The sequence below is a fragment of the Anaerolineales bacterium genome, from assembly GCA_016928575.1.
Taxonomy (GTDB): Bacteria; Chloroflexota; Anaerolineae; order Anaerolineales; family RBG-16-64-43; genus JAFGKK01.
This window is the reverse complement of record JAFGKK010000028.1, coordinates 1-13,643: the sequence shown is the minus strand read 5'-3', so window position 1 is coordinate 13,643 and position 13,643 is coordinate 1. Positions and strand designations below refer to the sequence as shown.

The window sequence follows — 13,643 nt, the reverse complement described above, 5'->3', positions numbered from 1 at the left end:
GACGGTGAAGCGGCTGGATCTGGTCGGAAAAACCGATTAATCAAGATGACGGCATGGAAAATCGCACATTCCTTTCTTGCAAACCAGAATTCCGCAAGGATGGAGCAGGGTGAAGCGGTTGAAATCCGTGGAAGACGATCCCGCGATATACTGTAACGAACCTGACGGGAATCCGTTGTCATGATGGAAACACCGAAATCCGAGCCGAGTGATGCGATCCTGGTGGCGCAGGCCCAAGGCGGGGATGCGGATGCGTTCGGCCTCCTCTACCGGCGCTATATGGATCCGATCTACCGCTACTTGCTGCTCCGTCTCGGAGATTCCCAGGAAGCGGAAGACCTGACCGAGGACGTGTTCTTCCGGGCGTTCCAAGCCCTCGGCGCCTACCGCGAACGCGGCTGGCCGTTCTCCGCTTTCCTCTATCAGGTGACGAAAAACGTGCTCATCGACCATTACAGACAGAGCAAAGGGGAGGCGGCGGCGGAGTGGTCGGAACCCAAGGCCGAGACTCTGCGGCCTCTCGACGAACAGATCATCCGCAGCGAAAACATGACCGACCTGCACCGGGCGATGAACGACCTTCCCCCCAACTACCGCGAGGTGATCATCCTGCGGATCATTCTGGCGATGCCGACCGCGATTGTCGCCAAATGGATGAACCTCACCGAAGGGGCGACCCGCGTCCTGCTGCATCGGGCGCTGGCCTCGCTCCGCGGAAGACTTCAGGAGCCGGCATGAACTCGGACGAGCGCCGCCAAGCGGAAATTTTCGACGCCGCCCTGCAGCGGTTGCAGGACCGGCGGGCGACGATCGAGGATTCCCTTTCGGCGCATCCGGAAGACGCGGACGCAATCCGGCCTCTGCTGGAGGCCACCGAGCGGCTCCGCCGCGGCATTTCGGTGCGCGGGCCTTCGCCGGAATTTATGGAGGCGTCGGAGGCGCGCCTGCGGCTGAGGATCCGGGCCTTGCCGCGCAAACGCTCCGCGCGGAATGCCGTCCGCACGATCCTGCCGCGGGCAGGGTGGGTCCGTTCGGCCGTCTTGGCCGGCGTAGCCGTCCTCACCGCGTTTCTGGCGATGGGATGGGGGGTGTCCGCGGCATCGGCGCAAGCGCTCCCGGGCGACGGCTTGTTCTCGGTAAAGCGGGGCTTCGAAGAAATATCGCTGTTCTTCTCTTTCACTCCCGCCGGAGACGTTGACCTGCTGGCCAAAAACGCCGACACGCGGCTGGCGGAGGTCGAAGAACTTGTACGCACGGGGCGCGCGGACGATCTGGCGGTGGGGTTACAGGAATATTCCAGAACCTTGGAACGGCTGGATGCGGCTCTGGGACAATTGCCCGCGGATTCCGATCCCGGCCGGCTGGACGCTCTGCAAGCCCGGCTATCCCGCCACACCGAGGTTCTCACGGGGCTGAGCGATCGGATTCCCGAACAGGCCCGGGCGGCGTTGGACCAAGCCGTCGGACAATCCCGGAAGTCAAACGATATTGTGGAAGACCTAAAACAGGGCAACGGTCCGGAACAGCTTCCGCCCGGCCAGCAGAAAAAATCGACCGGCGAAGCCGAAGACGGGAAAACCAAACCTTCCGTTACCAGGAAGGCGACCAAAACCGATCGGCCGGTCAAGAGTACTGCGGAGCCCACCGACACGCCCGAACCGACCAAGACGCCCAAGCCGACCAAGACGGACAAGCCGACCAAGACGGACAAGCCGACCGAAGAACCTAAAGCGACCAAACCCCCTAAACCTGAAAAATGAACAAGGGTTGTCTCCGGATCGTCATGCCCGCGCCTGCCCCGAGAAGCGGGGTGTTCGTAGCGGGTATCCAGCCATGGAAGCCATGGATTCCCGCCCCCCCCTGGCGAAGAATGAGCCGAGAGCCGGCGCGGGAATGACGGACTATCTCCGGCAGGGATTTTTTCACAAAAACCATTGATTTACTTTTTAGACAGCCTCATCGCGAAGTGCAACCCCCAAGAACTGCGAGGCCTGCCCGGCTTTTTCCTCGGCTTCAGATGAGAAAGCGGGGCAGGTTGCGGGGTATTCCTCGTCCAGCAGAAGCGGAAGAAAAAACCCGCCCCGGTTTCAGCCGACCGCAATCCATGCCCGCCTGCTATTTGCTTTTACGGAGACAACGGGCTAATCGGGTTATGCGCAACTCGGGGATTTCCTGCGGAGAGGCTGTGTCGGCCTACCGCTGGAAAAACTCCTCCACGGAGAATCCCCATTTGGTGTGGATCGTCCGCGGATCATAGCGGTTGGCCCGCAGCCAGCGGTGGAGGGCGTGCGCCTTATCCTCGCGGGAAAGGTCCTTTCCGGGGACAAATCCTTCGTCGTCCATGCGCGAATCGCAGATCGGGCAGTGCGAGGCGTGGAAGGGATAGGTGATCGGGGTCGGGGGACGGCTTTCCGCGAGGCGGAAGCCGCAATGGGCGCAGGGAGCGTAGGTACCGCCGTCGGGGCTGTCCGGCTTTTGGAATACCTCGAGAAAATCGTGCTTGGCGGGCACCCTGTTGCGCCGCAGGAATTCGAATCCCCAGAACGCCGCCGCGCCGGCGATTCCGAGGGCGCAAGCTGCCCAGCCCAAACCCGGCCAGACGGTTCCGAAGGGATCGTAGCGGATCTCCACAAAATGTGTGCCGGCGGGCAGGGTCAGCCGGATCAGATGGTCCCGGACGCCGAGCGGCACTTCGATCCCGTCGATCGTCGCCCGCCAGCGGGGGGAATAGGTATACGAAACCAGCGCGCTCGCGGTGTCGGCGGCGTCGTAGGCGAAGCTTATTCCGGCGGAGGATTCCGAGTACCCCGCGACCTGCACCGCCTGCCATTCCAGGTCGGTAGATACCGCGGATCCGTGGAGGACGGTGCTGCGGATATAGGCGCGGAGGGAATCCATACCGGAAAGCTGCGAGTAATACAAAAGGTTGACCCCCACGAACCACACTTTGCCGCTTCCGACATTTTTACAGCCCAGGACGGGGAAGGAGGCGCCCTCCCAATCGGTCCACGCCAGAACCGAATCCAACTCCTCGTACACGGCGCCGGACCACCCGCCCTCGTCCAGACCGGTCAGCGAAAGCGAAGCGGGCAGACCCGAGGATTCGTCCGCCCAACGGAGGGGGATGCGTCCGGTGAACGACAGGCGGAAGGCGTGCACGCCGAAGATATCCAGAGTCCGGCCGAAGAGGTCCTCCATTCCGCTCAAATCCACCAGAACGGTCCCGCCGGCATCAAGATAGTTGCGAATGTCGTCCTCGAAGGTTTTCACTTCGGTGGCGCTGGCGGCGAACCGGTAGAGGGCGATGACGGGATATTCCCCCAGGCGAAGGGATTGTCCGGCCGCGAACTCCGCCGGCGAAGCCTCCTCGGCGAAGGGAAAAGCCGCCAGGAAGGGGGACGCTCCCTCGCCGACAACCAACATGCTTTGCTCCGGAATCACCCGGACCCTGGCCGAAGGCGCGGGCGAACGCCAAACATCGTAGCGGCCGAGCGTGGTGATGCGGACGAATCCCATCGCCGCGACGGATGCGCGCGCGGGATCCGCCTCCCCGCCGCCGGAAATCACCGCGGTGCGAACGTCCCACTTGGAGAAAAGCGCCGTTAAATATTCCGGCCCCCATTCCGGCGCGGAGAGCACGCGCCGCAATTCCACGTGATGGGGGGTGTTTTCCAGCGCCCAGCCGTTGATCAGATCCGAAGTTCTCCCGGAGAAATACACCTCAAGCGAGTTCGGCTCGGGGTACGTCAGCAAAGCCGTGCGGCCGCCGCCGGGATCGGCGGCGGCTTCCAGCACGGCCTGCTCCTGCGGATATGGCACTCCGGGCAAGAGCCGCGCGGCGGGCAACAATTCCGCGGCGACCAGGATGACCAACAGCGGACCGCGGATCCACCGCAGGCTCCTCCCCAGGGGGAGCAATCCGGCGGCGGCGAGCGGAATCGCGAACGCGGCGAAATTGACGAACCGCTCGGGGAGCAGCTGGTTCTGCAGGGGAAGCAGGCTGAAGAAGACGCCTTTGGGGCCGAAGGAAAAAGCGATCGCGATCCATCCCGCCAGGTACCATGCCGACCGGCGCGGATCCGGCCGGACGGACATCGCCAAGAGGCCGATCAGCAGGGCGCCGAATCCAAAGAGAATGTACCCCTTGGCGGCATCCAGAAACGGCAGAAAGCCCGCCAGGTGCGCGGAAAAGAGGGGGATTTTTTCAAGCGGCAGGTACGGAATGTTGGCAAGCTCTGCGTGGCTGTAGGCCGGCAGCAGCCAGGGAGCGCTCCACAGCGCACCCAGCAGGACCGCCGCCGTCCAATGCGCCAAATGGTAGACGGGAACCTCCGGATCCAGGATCAGCCGCAGGAGCAGATACATTCCCAACCCGAGGGCGAAGATCAATGCCTGCTGGGGATGGGCGAGAATCGACCAGGCCCAGCAGATCCCCAGCAGGATCATGACGGGGACGCGCCGGACGCGCTCCACCAGCAGGCGGTCGGTGAGGATCGCGATCGCCGGCAGGGCAAGCAGCGAGAGCATCCGCGGCAGGTTGCCTTCGTAGTAGATGGTGCGCAATTGATACGGCGCGCAGGCGGCGAGGACTGTGCCGAGGAGGGCGGCCCAGCGGTTGAACGCCCGGCTTAAATAGACGAAGGTCAACGCCGAAAACCCGAGGAAGAATGCCGAAATCAAGATCCGCAAAGCGGTTGCGGAGTCGCCGAAGAGGAAAACCAGCGGCGCCAGAACCAGCGTGGTCAGCGGTGGATAGTAGGTGAGGAAGGGATCCCCCATGTACCAATTCGGCATCCAGGCCGCGCGGAAGTATGCGGCCGGACCCTGGGTCCGCATCTCGCCGGCGAGGTACTCCGCCCGGTAGAGGTGGCCCCAGGTGTCGGCGCCGCGCCACGAGCCCGGCGACCAAACCGCGATCAGCAGGAAGGACAGAAAAAAAACGACCAGGAGGACCGGCAACACCTGGTCGCGGACGGGGTGTTTCGGCTTCATGCTATCCGGCCCAAAATTCCGTGAGGGTCCTCAGCCACCCGGCGAATTTTCCGCCGCCGGGCAACCGCAGTTTGTCGATCCATCCCGCGGAGGCCGTCCAGCGCGGCGGTTCGGTGAGGGTTTTCAGATTGCCGCTCATCCGGAAAAAGTATACTGCCATCCGGTACAGGGGCAGCAGAGGCAGGTAGACGATCGATTGCCGCAGGATCCGCCGCTCGCTGGGGGCGCAGATGCTCCAGGCTGCCGCGATCTGCACCCCGTCGGCCAGGATGTACATCCCGTAGATCAGCGCCATCGCCTGCGCCACCATCGCGACGCTGTATCCCAGGAGCGGAAACATCGGCAGGAGGAAAGCCCACACCAGCCGCAGGAAGGCCATCGTGTGGTCGCGCTGCAGCCGGCGCGGAAGCCCAATCCGCCACAGGCGCTTGCGGGAGCCCAGCATGTCGTAATGCACGGCCAGGGCCTCCAATTCGCCGCGCTGCCAGCGGACCCGCTGGGAATACAGCGCCTTCCAGCTCTCGGTCGGCGCCAGGTGGATGCGGACCTGCGGCAGGTAGGTCACCTTGCCCGGGAAGCGCTGGAGGGTGAGGGTGGCGTCGGTGTCCTCCGAGACGGTCCGACCGCGGTAGCCGCGGATGGCGTGCAGCGCATCGCGGCGGTAGATGGCGCAGGCGCCCGAGAGGGTGAACAGTTCGTCGCGGATGGCTTCGGCGTGGCGCCCGATCCGGAAGGATTGGAAGTATTCGATGAACTGGGCGGTGGAGAGGAACCGCTCCATCCACGAAAGGCGCTTCGGAAGGGGCAGGTCGTCGCTGTCGAGGTGGATGTGCCCGTTGCCGTCGTTCTCCACCAGCAGGTCGCGGTCGATGATCAGGTGGGCCGTGGCCGCCGCCAGGTCGGGCCGCCGTTGAAAGGCGATCACCGCCTGTTGGAGGGCTTCGGGCTCGAGGACCGCGTCGGAGTCGACGGTGAAGATCAGGTCGCCGCGGGCGTGGCGCAGGCCCAGGTTCACCGCCGCCGGCTTGCCGGTGTGCTCTCCGCGCAGCAGCATCATCACCCCGCCGAATTCGTGGGCGGGGATGACGCGGTTGTAGAGGCGGATGTGTCCGTTCCAGTGGGGCGTGCCGTGGATGTGCCCGTTGACCACCTCCTCGGTGCGGTCGGTGGATCCGTCGTTGACGATCAGGATCTCGATCCGCTCGTGGGGGTAGGTCTGGGCTTTGAGCGAGGTGATGCAGCGGTCGATGTTGAGCTGCTCGTTGTGGGCCGGGATGATGATCGAGATTTTCGGCAGCGGGGTCTGCATCAGCGGCGGGAACAGCTTGGCCAGCCGGCCGTTGCGCCAGACGAGGAACGAATCCCACAGCGCCTGGGAGATGTCGGCCGCCAGCGGGATGATGATCCACACCCCCCACATGATCAGGAAATCCAATCCGAATGCGTTCATGCCTTCCTTGCCCTCAGCGCGCGTTGCGTTGGGTCACTTCCAGCTCCCGCCGCACCATCTTCAGCGTCGGCAGGGTCAGCATCCGCCAATAAAGGTAGAGGATGCCGGCGAAGAACACCAGCCGGCCGACGACGGCGTGCGCCAGCGGCGTGACCGGCTTGCCGAAGGCCGCCACCAGCGCGGCGATGACCGCCAGGCGGACCAGGTTGACGGCCAGCGTGGCCGCGACGCCGGCTCCGAGGCGGCCCAGCCGCTCGCCGGCCGGCAGCCGCGGGTAGAACAGGATCAACCCGGCGAAGATCGAGATCTCAATCAGCGCCGAGCATTCGATCCCCACCTGGAGGATCGACCAGCCGGTGGGATCCGGAACCACCAGTCCGCCGTCCGGCACGATTTGCAGTCCGGCGCCGAAGAGGTTGCCGACCAGGGCCACGATCCAGGCTTGGAAGGCCCCCAGGGGCGCGTTCCAGCCGCCGATCTGCCCGGCGAAAATCAGGATCGCCGCCAGGCCGAAGGAATCCCACAGGTAGGCAAACAATCCGACGCGCGCTTTACGGAGCAAGACCAGGCCGGCAAAATAAACCGCGCAGAAAACCGAGAGCGCGGCGGTGCTCACGGCCGGATCCTTTCCGCGGCGGGCTCGAATTCCTTCCGCCTATGCCACAATCCGGCCAGCAGAATTCCCAACGCGGCGGCCGTCAGGCCCCAGCCCAGCGTGGGAACGAAATGGCGAACCGTCGACAGCGGGCCGGCGATGTTGCAGTTGGTGGCGTTGCCGGTGCTCCAGCAAACGGTGATGGTGTAATCCCCCTCGGGCCAGCCGGAATTCACCGTCTCCCATTGATCGTTGCGAGTCTCGTATCGATTCATCCGTGGAAGGTTGGTTGTGTGGGTGGCGTAGATGGTGCTCCCCAGCGAGATCGTGTAATGCAGGTTGGACGGGCCGAGATTATCGTCGGTGTAGATCGTGGATTGGACGGTGACGGGAGTATCCGGCGCCCATCCGCCCCAGGCGTTTAAGGTGAAGATGTACCCCGTGGCGAGGGCCGGGAAGGGAACAAGCCCCAGGAGAAGTGAAACAACAGCCGCAACGGCGATCCGCTTTCGCATTTTTTCCTTGGGGAAGGGCTTGGGAGTACACTGGATTGGCAAGCGTAAAGTCAAGCCGTTTCCGTAGAAAATTTTAACAGAGAGGCCCGAAAAACAACGTAAATTTTCCATAAGTACAAATGTTCAAGTCGGAAAAACTCTCAAATCCTATCCATTCGGCATGGAAAAACCTTGATAGTCCTTGAAAGCATGGGGAGGGTATTCTCTGCCCGCCATGGCGCATTCTTCGCGAATCCCGGATTTTCATAAAAAAAGCATAAACGACCGGCGGCGGGATCTGATCGAGCGGTCCCGGCTGAAAGAATCCGATTCGGAAATCCTGGACCGGGGCGGGATAAATCCGGCGCTTGCCGACCGGATGATCGAAAACGTAATTGGCGTGTATGCCCTGCCATTGGGGATCGCCACGAATTTCGTCGTCAACGGCCGCGAGGTGCTGGTTCCGATGGCGGTCGAGGAGCCCTCGATCGTGGCGGGCGCTTCTTTTATGGCCCGTCTGGTCCGGGAGTGCGGCGGCTTCGCCGCCGAAGCCGACGAACCGCGGATGATCGGACAGATTCAGATTATGGACGTGAAGGATCCGGCCGCGGCGGAGAAGGCCCTGCTGGCGCACCGGGAGGAAATCCTGGCCGAAGCCGGCGAAGCGGATCCGCCGCTGCGGCGCGCGGGCGGCGGACCGCGCGGGATGGAAGTCCGGCGGGTGACCGACTCGCCCTGCGGCCCGTTCCTCGTCCTGCACCTGATCCTCGACGTGCGCGACGCGATGGGCGCCAACGCGGTCAACACCGCCTGTGAGCGGATCGCGCCGACGGTTGCGCGGATCTCGGGCGGGCGGGTGCGCCTGCGGATCCTCTCGAACCTGGCGGACCGGCGGCTGGCGCGCGCCCGGTGCGCGCTCACGGCGGAGGCGCTGGCGTTCGAAGGCTGGAGCGGCGAAACGGTGGTCGAGGGAATCCTCGAGGCGTACGCCTTCGCCGCGGCGGATCCGCACCGCGCAACGACCCACAACAAGGGAATTTTCAACGGCGTGGACGCGGTCGTGCTCGCCACCGGCAACGATTGGCGGGCGGTGGAAGCCGGGGCGCACGCCTACGCCGCCCGCGGCGGAACGTACGCGCCGCTCTCGAAATGGGAGCGCGACGGCGAAGGCCGGCTGGCGGGATATTTGGAGATGCCGCTCGCGGCGGGAATAGTCGGCGGAGCCACGCGCGTGCATCCGGCCGCCAAGGCGGCCCTGAACATCCTCGGAGTCCGGACCGCGCGCGAATTGGCGGAAGTGATCGCCGCGGTGGGGTTGGCCCAGAACTTGGCGGCGATGCGCGCCCTGGCCACCGAGGGAATCCAGCGCGGCCACATGCGCCTGCACGCGCGCCAGCTCGCAATCGCGGCGGGCGCGGAAGGGAACGCGGCCGAACGGATCGCCGAGCAGTTGGTGGCGGAGAACGCGATCCGCACCGACCGCGCGGAAGAATTGGTTAGGCAAGGGCGGTGATCGGTTGACGGCCGAACCCGGGACGACCAAGGCGCAGGTATCGGCTCCGGCCATGAAGCCGGCCCGCGGCGTGGGCATCGTCGGGTACGGCGCCTATGTGCCGCGCTACCGCCTGCCGGGCAAAGAAATTTCGCGCGTGTGGACCGAGGGCAACACGCCGCCGCTGGTGGCCGAGAAGTCCGTCCCCGGCCTGGACGAAGATGTGATCACCATGGCGATCGAGGCCGCGCGCAACGCGCTTGCGCGCGCGGACCTGGATCCGGCGCAGATCGGCGCGGTGTGGGTCGGCTCGGAATCCCATCCCTACGCGGTCAAGCCATCCTCCTCGGTCGTCGGCGAGGCGATCGGCGCGTCGCCCCATCTGCTCGCCGCCGATTGGGAATTCGCCTGCAAAGCCGGAACCGAAGCGGTCCAGGCCGCGATCGGCATGGTCGGATCCGGGATGCTGCGCTACGCGCTGGCGGTCGGAATGGACACGGCCCAGAGCCGGCCGGGCGACGTGCTGGAATACACCGCCGGCGCGGGCGGGGGCGCGTTCCTGATCGGCCCGGCGGAGGATTCGCTGGCGGTCTTCGAAGCGTCCTACTCCTGCGTCAGCGACACGCCGGATTTTTGGCGCCGCGACCTTCAGAAATACCCTTCCCACGGCCAGCGCTTCACCGGCGAGCCGGCGTATTTCCGCCATGTGACGGGCGCGGGGCGGGCGCTGTTGGAAGCCACCGGGATGCAGCCGGCGGATTTCCGCTTCGCCGTCTTTCATCAACCGAATCCGAAGTTCCCGCAGAGGGCGGCGGAGATCCTCGGATTCACAAAGGACCAGATCCAGGCGGGACTCCTGGCTCCGCAGATCGGAAACACCTACGCCGGCTCGGCCTTGATCGGATTGACCGCCGTGCTCGATCAGGCGGCTCCGGGGGACCGGATCTTCGTCGTTTCGTTCGGTTCGGGCGCGGGATCGGACGCCTTCTGGATCACCGCCGCCGACCAATTGACCCCGCGCCAGGCGCGCGCGCCGAAAACGGCGGATTACATCGCCCGCCGCAAGGAGATCGATTACGGTGTGTACGTGCGCTACCGGGGGAAACTCAGACTGTAGACCCCGCCCCCCCCAAGTGCACGTCCCCCCATTCCGAAGGAATGGGGGGACCACAGGGGGGTGGGCGATAACCGGAAAGGAATCGATCCATGGACATCGCCAGACATTGGAGACTGCGCCGGCAGCGCTACGCCCTCGAGGGTGAGCAATGCCGCCATTGCGGGGAATACATCTTTCCGCCGCGCGACATCTGCCCGCATTGCGGAGAGGAGGCGGGACCGGTGCGGCGGATGAGCGGCAAGGGGGAGGTGTATTCCTTCACCGTTGTTCATGAGCCGCCGACCGGGTACGAAGCCCAGGCTCCGTACGCCGTCGCGCTGGTCCGGTTGGCCGAAGGCCCGCTGATCACCGCCCAGCTCACGGATATCGATGCCGCCGAGATCAAGATCGGCATGCCGGTCGAGATGGTCACGCGCCGGTTGCGGACCGACGGCGAGGACGGCCTGATCCAGTACGGATACAAATTCCGGCCCCAGCTAACCACGCCCTAGCCGATGCGCGAAGTCGTCATCCAGGGGATCGGGCAAACCCCGGTCGAAGAGCATTGGGAGCGGTCGCTGCGCGACCTCGCCGCCGAGGCGGGGCTGGCGGCGATGCGCGATGCCGGCGTGGAGCGGATCGACGCGGTCTTCGTCGGCAACATGCTTTCGGGGCAGATCGCCCGCCAGGAAAACCTGGGCGCCTTGACCGCGGATTGGATCGGCCAGCGGGGCGCGGAAGGGTACAAGGTGGAGGCGGCCTGCGCCTCGGGCGCGGCGGCCTTCCGGGCGGCGTTCCTGGCCGTGGCTTCGGGCGCGCTGGACGCGGTGCTGGCGATCGGCGTGGAGAAGATGACCGAAACCTCGGGACCGGAAACCACCGCCGCGCTGGTCTCCGCCGCCGACGCCGATTACGAAGGCGTGCAGGGGATCTCCTTCGTCGGCTTGAACGCGCTGATCATGCGCCGCTATCTGCACGAATTCGGATGGAAGCACACCGACTTCGGGGAGTTCTCGATCAACGCGCACGCCAACGGGGCACGCAATCCGCACGCCAGGCTGCGTCAACCGATCACCGAGCGCGATTACGTCCGGGCGCGGATGATCTGTGAGCCGATCAACCTGTTGGACGCCTCGCCGATCGGCGACGGGGCGGCCGCCGCGCTGCTGCTGCCGGTGGAGAAGGCCCCGAGCGGCCCGCGCCCGCGGGTCGTCGTCGCCGGATCCGCCGCGGCCTCCGATTCGGTGGCCGTCCACGACCGCAAGGATCCGTTGTTCCTCTCGGCGGCCCACCTCGGAGCCAAACGGGCCTATGCCCAGGCGGGCGTGGGTCCGGAACAAATCGATTTCTTCGAGTTGCACGACGCCTTCAGCATTTTGGCGGCGCTTTCGCTCGAAGCCTGCGGCTTCGCCGAACGCGGGCAGGGGCCGCGGCTGGCGCTGGAGGGCGCGATCCGTCTGGACGGAAGGCTTCCGGTGTGCACCCAGGGCGGGCTGAAGGCGCGCGGCCATCCGGTCGGCGCGACCGGGATGTATCAGATCGTCGAAGCGGCGCAGCAACTGCGGGGCGAAGCGGGCGGGAACCAACTGGCGAAGGCGCGGACCGCATTGACGCAGAACATCGGCGGCTCCGGCGCGTCGATTTACACCCACATTCTGCAAAGAAAAAAAATATAGGGTCTTCTCCACTGGGCGTGGATCATCCTGAGAATAATTAACCAGCCACCTCGGTCGAAAAAGCAGAAGGAACGCCGGAGAGGGCATCCGGCCCGTCTATCATGCTCGCCCTCCTGATATTGAAACCCGCCGATTTCCGCCTTGCGCCCATTTTCGCAACTCCCTCGGCGGGGTGGCCGATATTAGCCACAAAGCGCACATCGGGCACAAAGACAACTCCTGGGAATCCTTTGTGCCCGATGTGCTCCTTGCGGCACACTCATCCACCGGCGAAGAATCGGAGAACACCTGCAAGGGGGTCGTCTGGATGTGTGCTGTCGGCAGGGAGAGCTGGGGATCGCGGGGATTAGCGTCCATCAAGCCGGCGGTGTGGGAGCTGTGTAGCGGTCTGCCATGCAATATCGAAATACACCCCCCGCCGCAAGTTGGTTTTCACATTATTCCAAGTCGCTTCTCATCCCTGTGAGGGCAAAACCCGACCCGCAGAAAAAGGCGCAGAAAAAAAAGCAATCCACTCGGCGGGGGGACCCGCGTCGGTCCTGGACGGGAGAACTCCTATTTGGATTGGCATGGTATTTGCACCGATGATTGCATGCATACTTTCTTTATGCTAGGATAGCATCTGATTTTTAAGGCTTTTTTGGAGGGAAAATGTCACCCACAAGGCAACTCTGGTGTGTTCCGGCGATAGCCGTTTTCCTGGTCGGATGCACGGTTTCTTACAGCAATCCGCCGACGGGTTCCCCCAAATCGGATGGCGCCTCCGCGCTTTCCACCAATTCCGTCGCAACGATGAATGCCCTGCGCACCGCGTTCATCCAACAGACCGCGCAAGCCCAAGGCATGAGCGGGACTCCTTACGGCGGGCCGACGAACACCACCTCCTACTCGACCGTCGCCGTAACCCCCACGGAAGAATCACCCTCCGGCGGCGGGAATACTCCGGCCGCCACGCCGACCGTAGTGACCCAGGCGCCCACGGCCGGTATCGCCGCGACCTCCACACCGGGCTTGCCGGCGACGTACAAGATCCATGAGGGCGAAACGATCTGGTGCCTCGGCCGTAGGTTCGACATCGACCCGGTCGACATCATCGCGGCCAACAACGGGGTTGAGGAGGTGTACCCGGACGACGTGATCAAGATCCCGCAGGACGGGGATCCATTCCCGGGCGAGCGGGCGCTCGTTCCGCATTCGCCGAACATGGCCCACACCGTCCAAAACCCCTACGACACGGTGTGGAAGATCGGTTGCTACTACGGGGACGTGGATCCGAACCGGATCATCGCCGCCAACGGCTTGAAAGAACCCTACACCCTGGCGATCGGACAAAGGATCATCATACCTTGATATCTCTGAAAGACACAAAAAGCGGCGCAAGCCGCTTTTTGTATCCTGCTTTTGCGGGATGATGAAAATCCCGGGCCTGACCCCGCAGTACGGGGCAGGCCGCGACGCTCTTGGGCGCCCCGGCACCCCGTTGCGAGGCCGGGGTTGCGCTCCGTGTTCCGTGCGGGAATTCATTTCCCAACGGCTCAGCGGCTCCGTGCAAGGCGATTGATGAATCGCCGGAATCCACGTCCTTGCCCCCTCCTCCGCCCGCTGTGCCCCTTTCCCGGAAAACCCAACGGGACAGGTTTCATATCCCCAAACCGGGGGAAGAAGAATAGGATTAATTCGAATCCAATAACATCGAAAATAGGGCTGGGATAATGCTCCCGTCACCGTCCCGCGCGGAGTGCGGGACGGTGACGGGAGGCAGGGTGCATTTTCCGGCCTAATCCGGCCGCCCGTTTCGGAGTTATCCGGCCGGTGATTCCGGAGTTATCCGGCCACCCATTCCGGAGT

Annotated in this window: 11 protein-coding genes; 7 read left to right on the top strand and 4 right to left on the bottom strand. The window is 64.3% G+C overall.

Translation table 11 applies throughout. The features are described 5' to 3' along the window. The first annotated feature begins 183 nt into the window (after positions 1-183). Both JW929_04275 and JW929_04270 read left to right on the top strand, forming a co-directional pair. Positions 184-738, top strand: a complete 555-nt coding sequence (locus JW929_04275; protein MBN1438606.1) for a sigma-70 family RNA polymerase sigma factor — start codon at positions 184-186, stop codon at positions 736-738. After that, the gene (locus JW929_04270; GenBank protein MBN1438605.1) at positions 735-1,760 is read left to right on the top strand and encodes a hypothetical protein; all 1,026 of its coding nucleotides are present in this window, start codon (positions 735-737) and stop codon (positions 1,758-1,760) included. Before JW929_04275 ends, JW929_04270 begins: the two co-directional genes overlap by 4 nt. Before the next feature lie 433 nt (positions 1,761-2,193). Here JW929_04270 and JW929_04265 read toward each other — a convergent pair whose 3' ends face one another. The 4 genes from JW929_04265 to JW929_04250 are packed head-to-tail and all read right to left on the bottom strand — an operon-like array spanning position 2,194 to position 7,552. Continuing rightward, positions 2,194-4,992: a hypothetical protein gene (locus JW929_04265; GenBank protein MBN1438604.1), complete on the bottom strand. Its 2,799-nt coding sequence runs from the start codon at positions 4,990-4,992 to the stop codon at positions 2,194-2,196. A gap of 1 nt (position 4,993) precedes the next feature. Next, positions 4,994-6,442: a glycosyltransferase gene (locus JW929_04260; protein MBN1438603.1), complete on the bottom strand. Its 1,449-nt coding sequence runs from the start codon at positions 6,440-6,442 to the stop codon at positions 4,994-4,996. 13 nt (positions 6,443-6,455) lie between these two features. Further along, complete coding sequence (locus tag JW929_04255; protein MBN1438602.1) at positions 6,456-7,058, bottom strand: archaeosortase/exosortase family protein; 603 nt, start codon at positions 7,056-7,058, stop codon at positions 6,456-6,458. Next, positions 7,055-7,552 carry a hypothetical protein gene (locus JW929_04250; GenBank protein MBN1438601.1) on the bottom strand — a complete coding sequence of 166 codons (498 nt, stop codon included), beginning with the start codon at positions 7,550-7,552 and terminating at the stop codon, positions 7,055-7,057. The genes JW929_04255 and JW929_04250 overlap by 4 nt, the downstream gene beginning before the upstream one ends. A gap of 214 nt (positions 7,553-7,766) precedes the next feature. Between JW929_04250 and JW929_04245 the strand changes: the two genes are divergently transcribed. From JW929_04245 to JW929_04225, 5 genes are all read left to right on the top strand, one after another. Beyond that, positions 7,767-9,044 (top strand): hydroxymethylglutaryl-CoA reductase, degradative, encoded by a 1,278-nt coding sequence (locus tag JW929_04245; GenBank protein ID MBN1438600.1) that lies wholly within the window; start codon positions 7,767-7,769, stop codon positions 9,042-9,044. A 52-nt stretch (positions 9,045-9,096) separates the two neighbouring features. Continuing rightward, positions 9,097-10,140 carry a hydroxymethylglutaryl-CoA synthase gene (locus JW929_04240; protein MBN1438599.1) on the top strand — a complete coding sequence of 348 codons (1,044 nt, stop codon included), beginning with the start codon at positions 9,097-9,099 and terminating at the stop codon, positions 10,138-10,140. A gap of 89 nt (positions 10,141-10,229) precedes the next feature. Then, positions 10,230-10,631, top strand: coding sequence for a Zn-ribbon domain-containing OB-fold protein (locus JW929_04235; GenBank protein MBN1438598.1), 402 nt, complete (start codon positions 10,230-10,232; stop codon positions 10,629-10,631). 3 nt (positions 10,632-10,634) lie between these two features. Further along, on the top strand, positions 10,635-11,795 hold the full coding sequence (locus tag JW929_04230) for a thiolase domain-containing protein (protein MBN1438597.1): 1,161 nt from the start codon (positions 10,635-10,637) through the stop codon (positions 11,793-11,795). A 651-nt stretch (positions 11,796-12,446) separates the two neighbouring features. Next, complete coding sequence (locus JW929_04225; GenBank protein MBN1438596.1) at positions 12,447-13,145, top strand: LysM peptidoglycan-binding domain-containing protein; 699 nt, start codon at positions 12,447-12,449, stop codon at positions 13,143-13,145. Positions 13,146-13,643: the final 498 nt, after the last annotated feature.

Coding starts and splice junctions, on each gene's coding strand:
- JW929_04275 (MBN1438606.1), top strand. CDS start 184: ATGGAAACACCGAAATCCGAGCCGAGTGATGCGATCCTGGTGGCGCAG.
- JW929_04270 (MBN1438605.1), top strand. CDS start 735: ATGAACTCGGACGAGCGCCGCCAAGCGGAAATTTTCGACGCCGCCCTG.
- JW929_04265 (MBN1438604.1), bottom strand. CDS start 4,992: ATGAAGCCGAAACACCCCGTCCGCGACCAGGTGTTGCCGGTCCTCCTG.
- JW929_04260 (MBN1438603.1), bottom strand. CDS start 6,442: ATGAACGCATTCGGATTGGATTTCCTGATCATGTGGGGGGTGTGGATC.
- JW929_04250 (MBN1438601.1), bottom strand. CDS start 7,552: ATGCGAAAGCGGATCGCCGTTGCGGCTGTTGTTTCACTTCTCCTGGGG.
- JW929_04245 (MBN1438600.1), top strand. CDS start 7,767: ATGGCGCATTCTTCGCGAATCCCGGATTTTCATAAAAAAAGCATAAAC.
- JW929_04240 (MBN1438599.1), top strand. CDS start 9,097: ATGAAGCCGGCCCGCGGCGTGGGCATCGTCGGGTACGGCGCCTATGTG.
- JW929_04235 (MBN1438598.1), top strand. CDS start 10,230: ATGGACATCGCCAGACATTGGAGACTGCGCCGGCAGCGCTACGCCCTC.
- JW929_04230 (MBN1438597.1), top strand. CDS start 10,635: ATGCGCGAAGTCGTCATCCAGGGGATCGGGCAAACCCCGGTCGAAGAG.
- JW929_04225 (MBN1438596.1), top strand. CDS start 12,447: ATGTCACCCACAAGGCAACTCTGGTGTGTTCCGGCGATAGCCGTTTTC.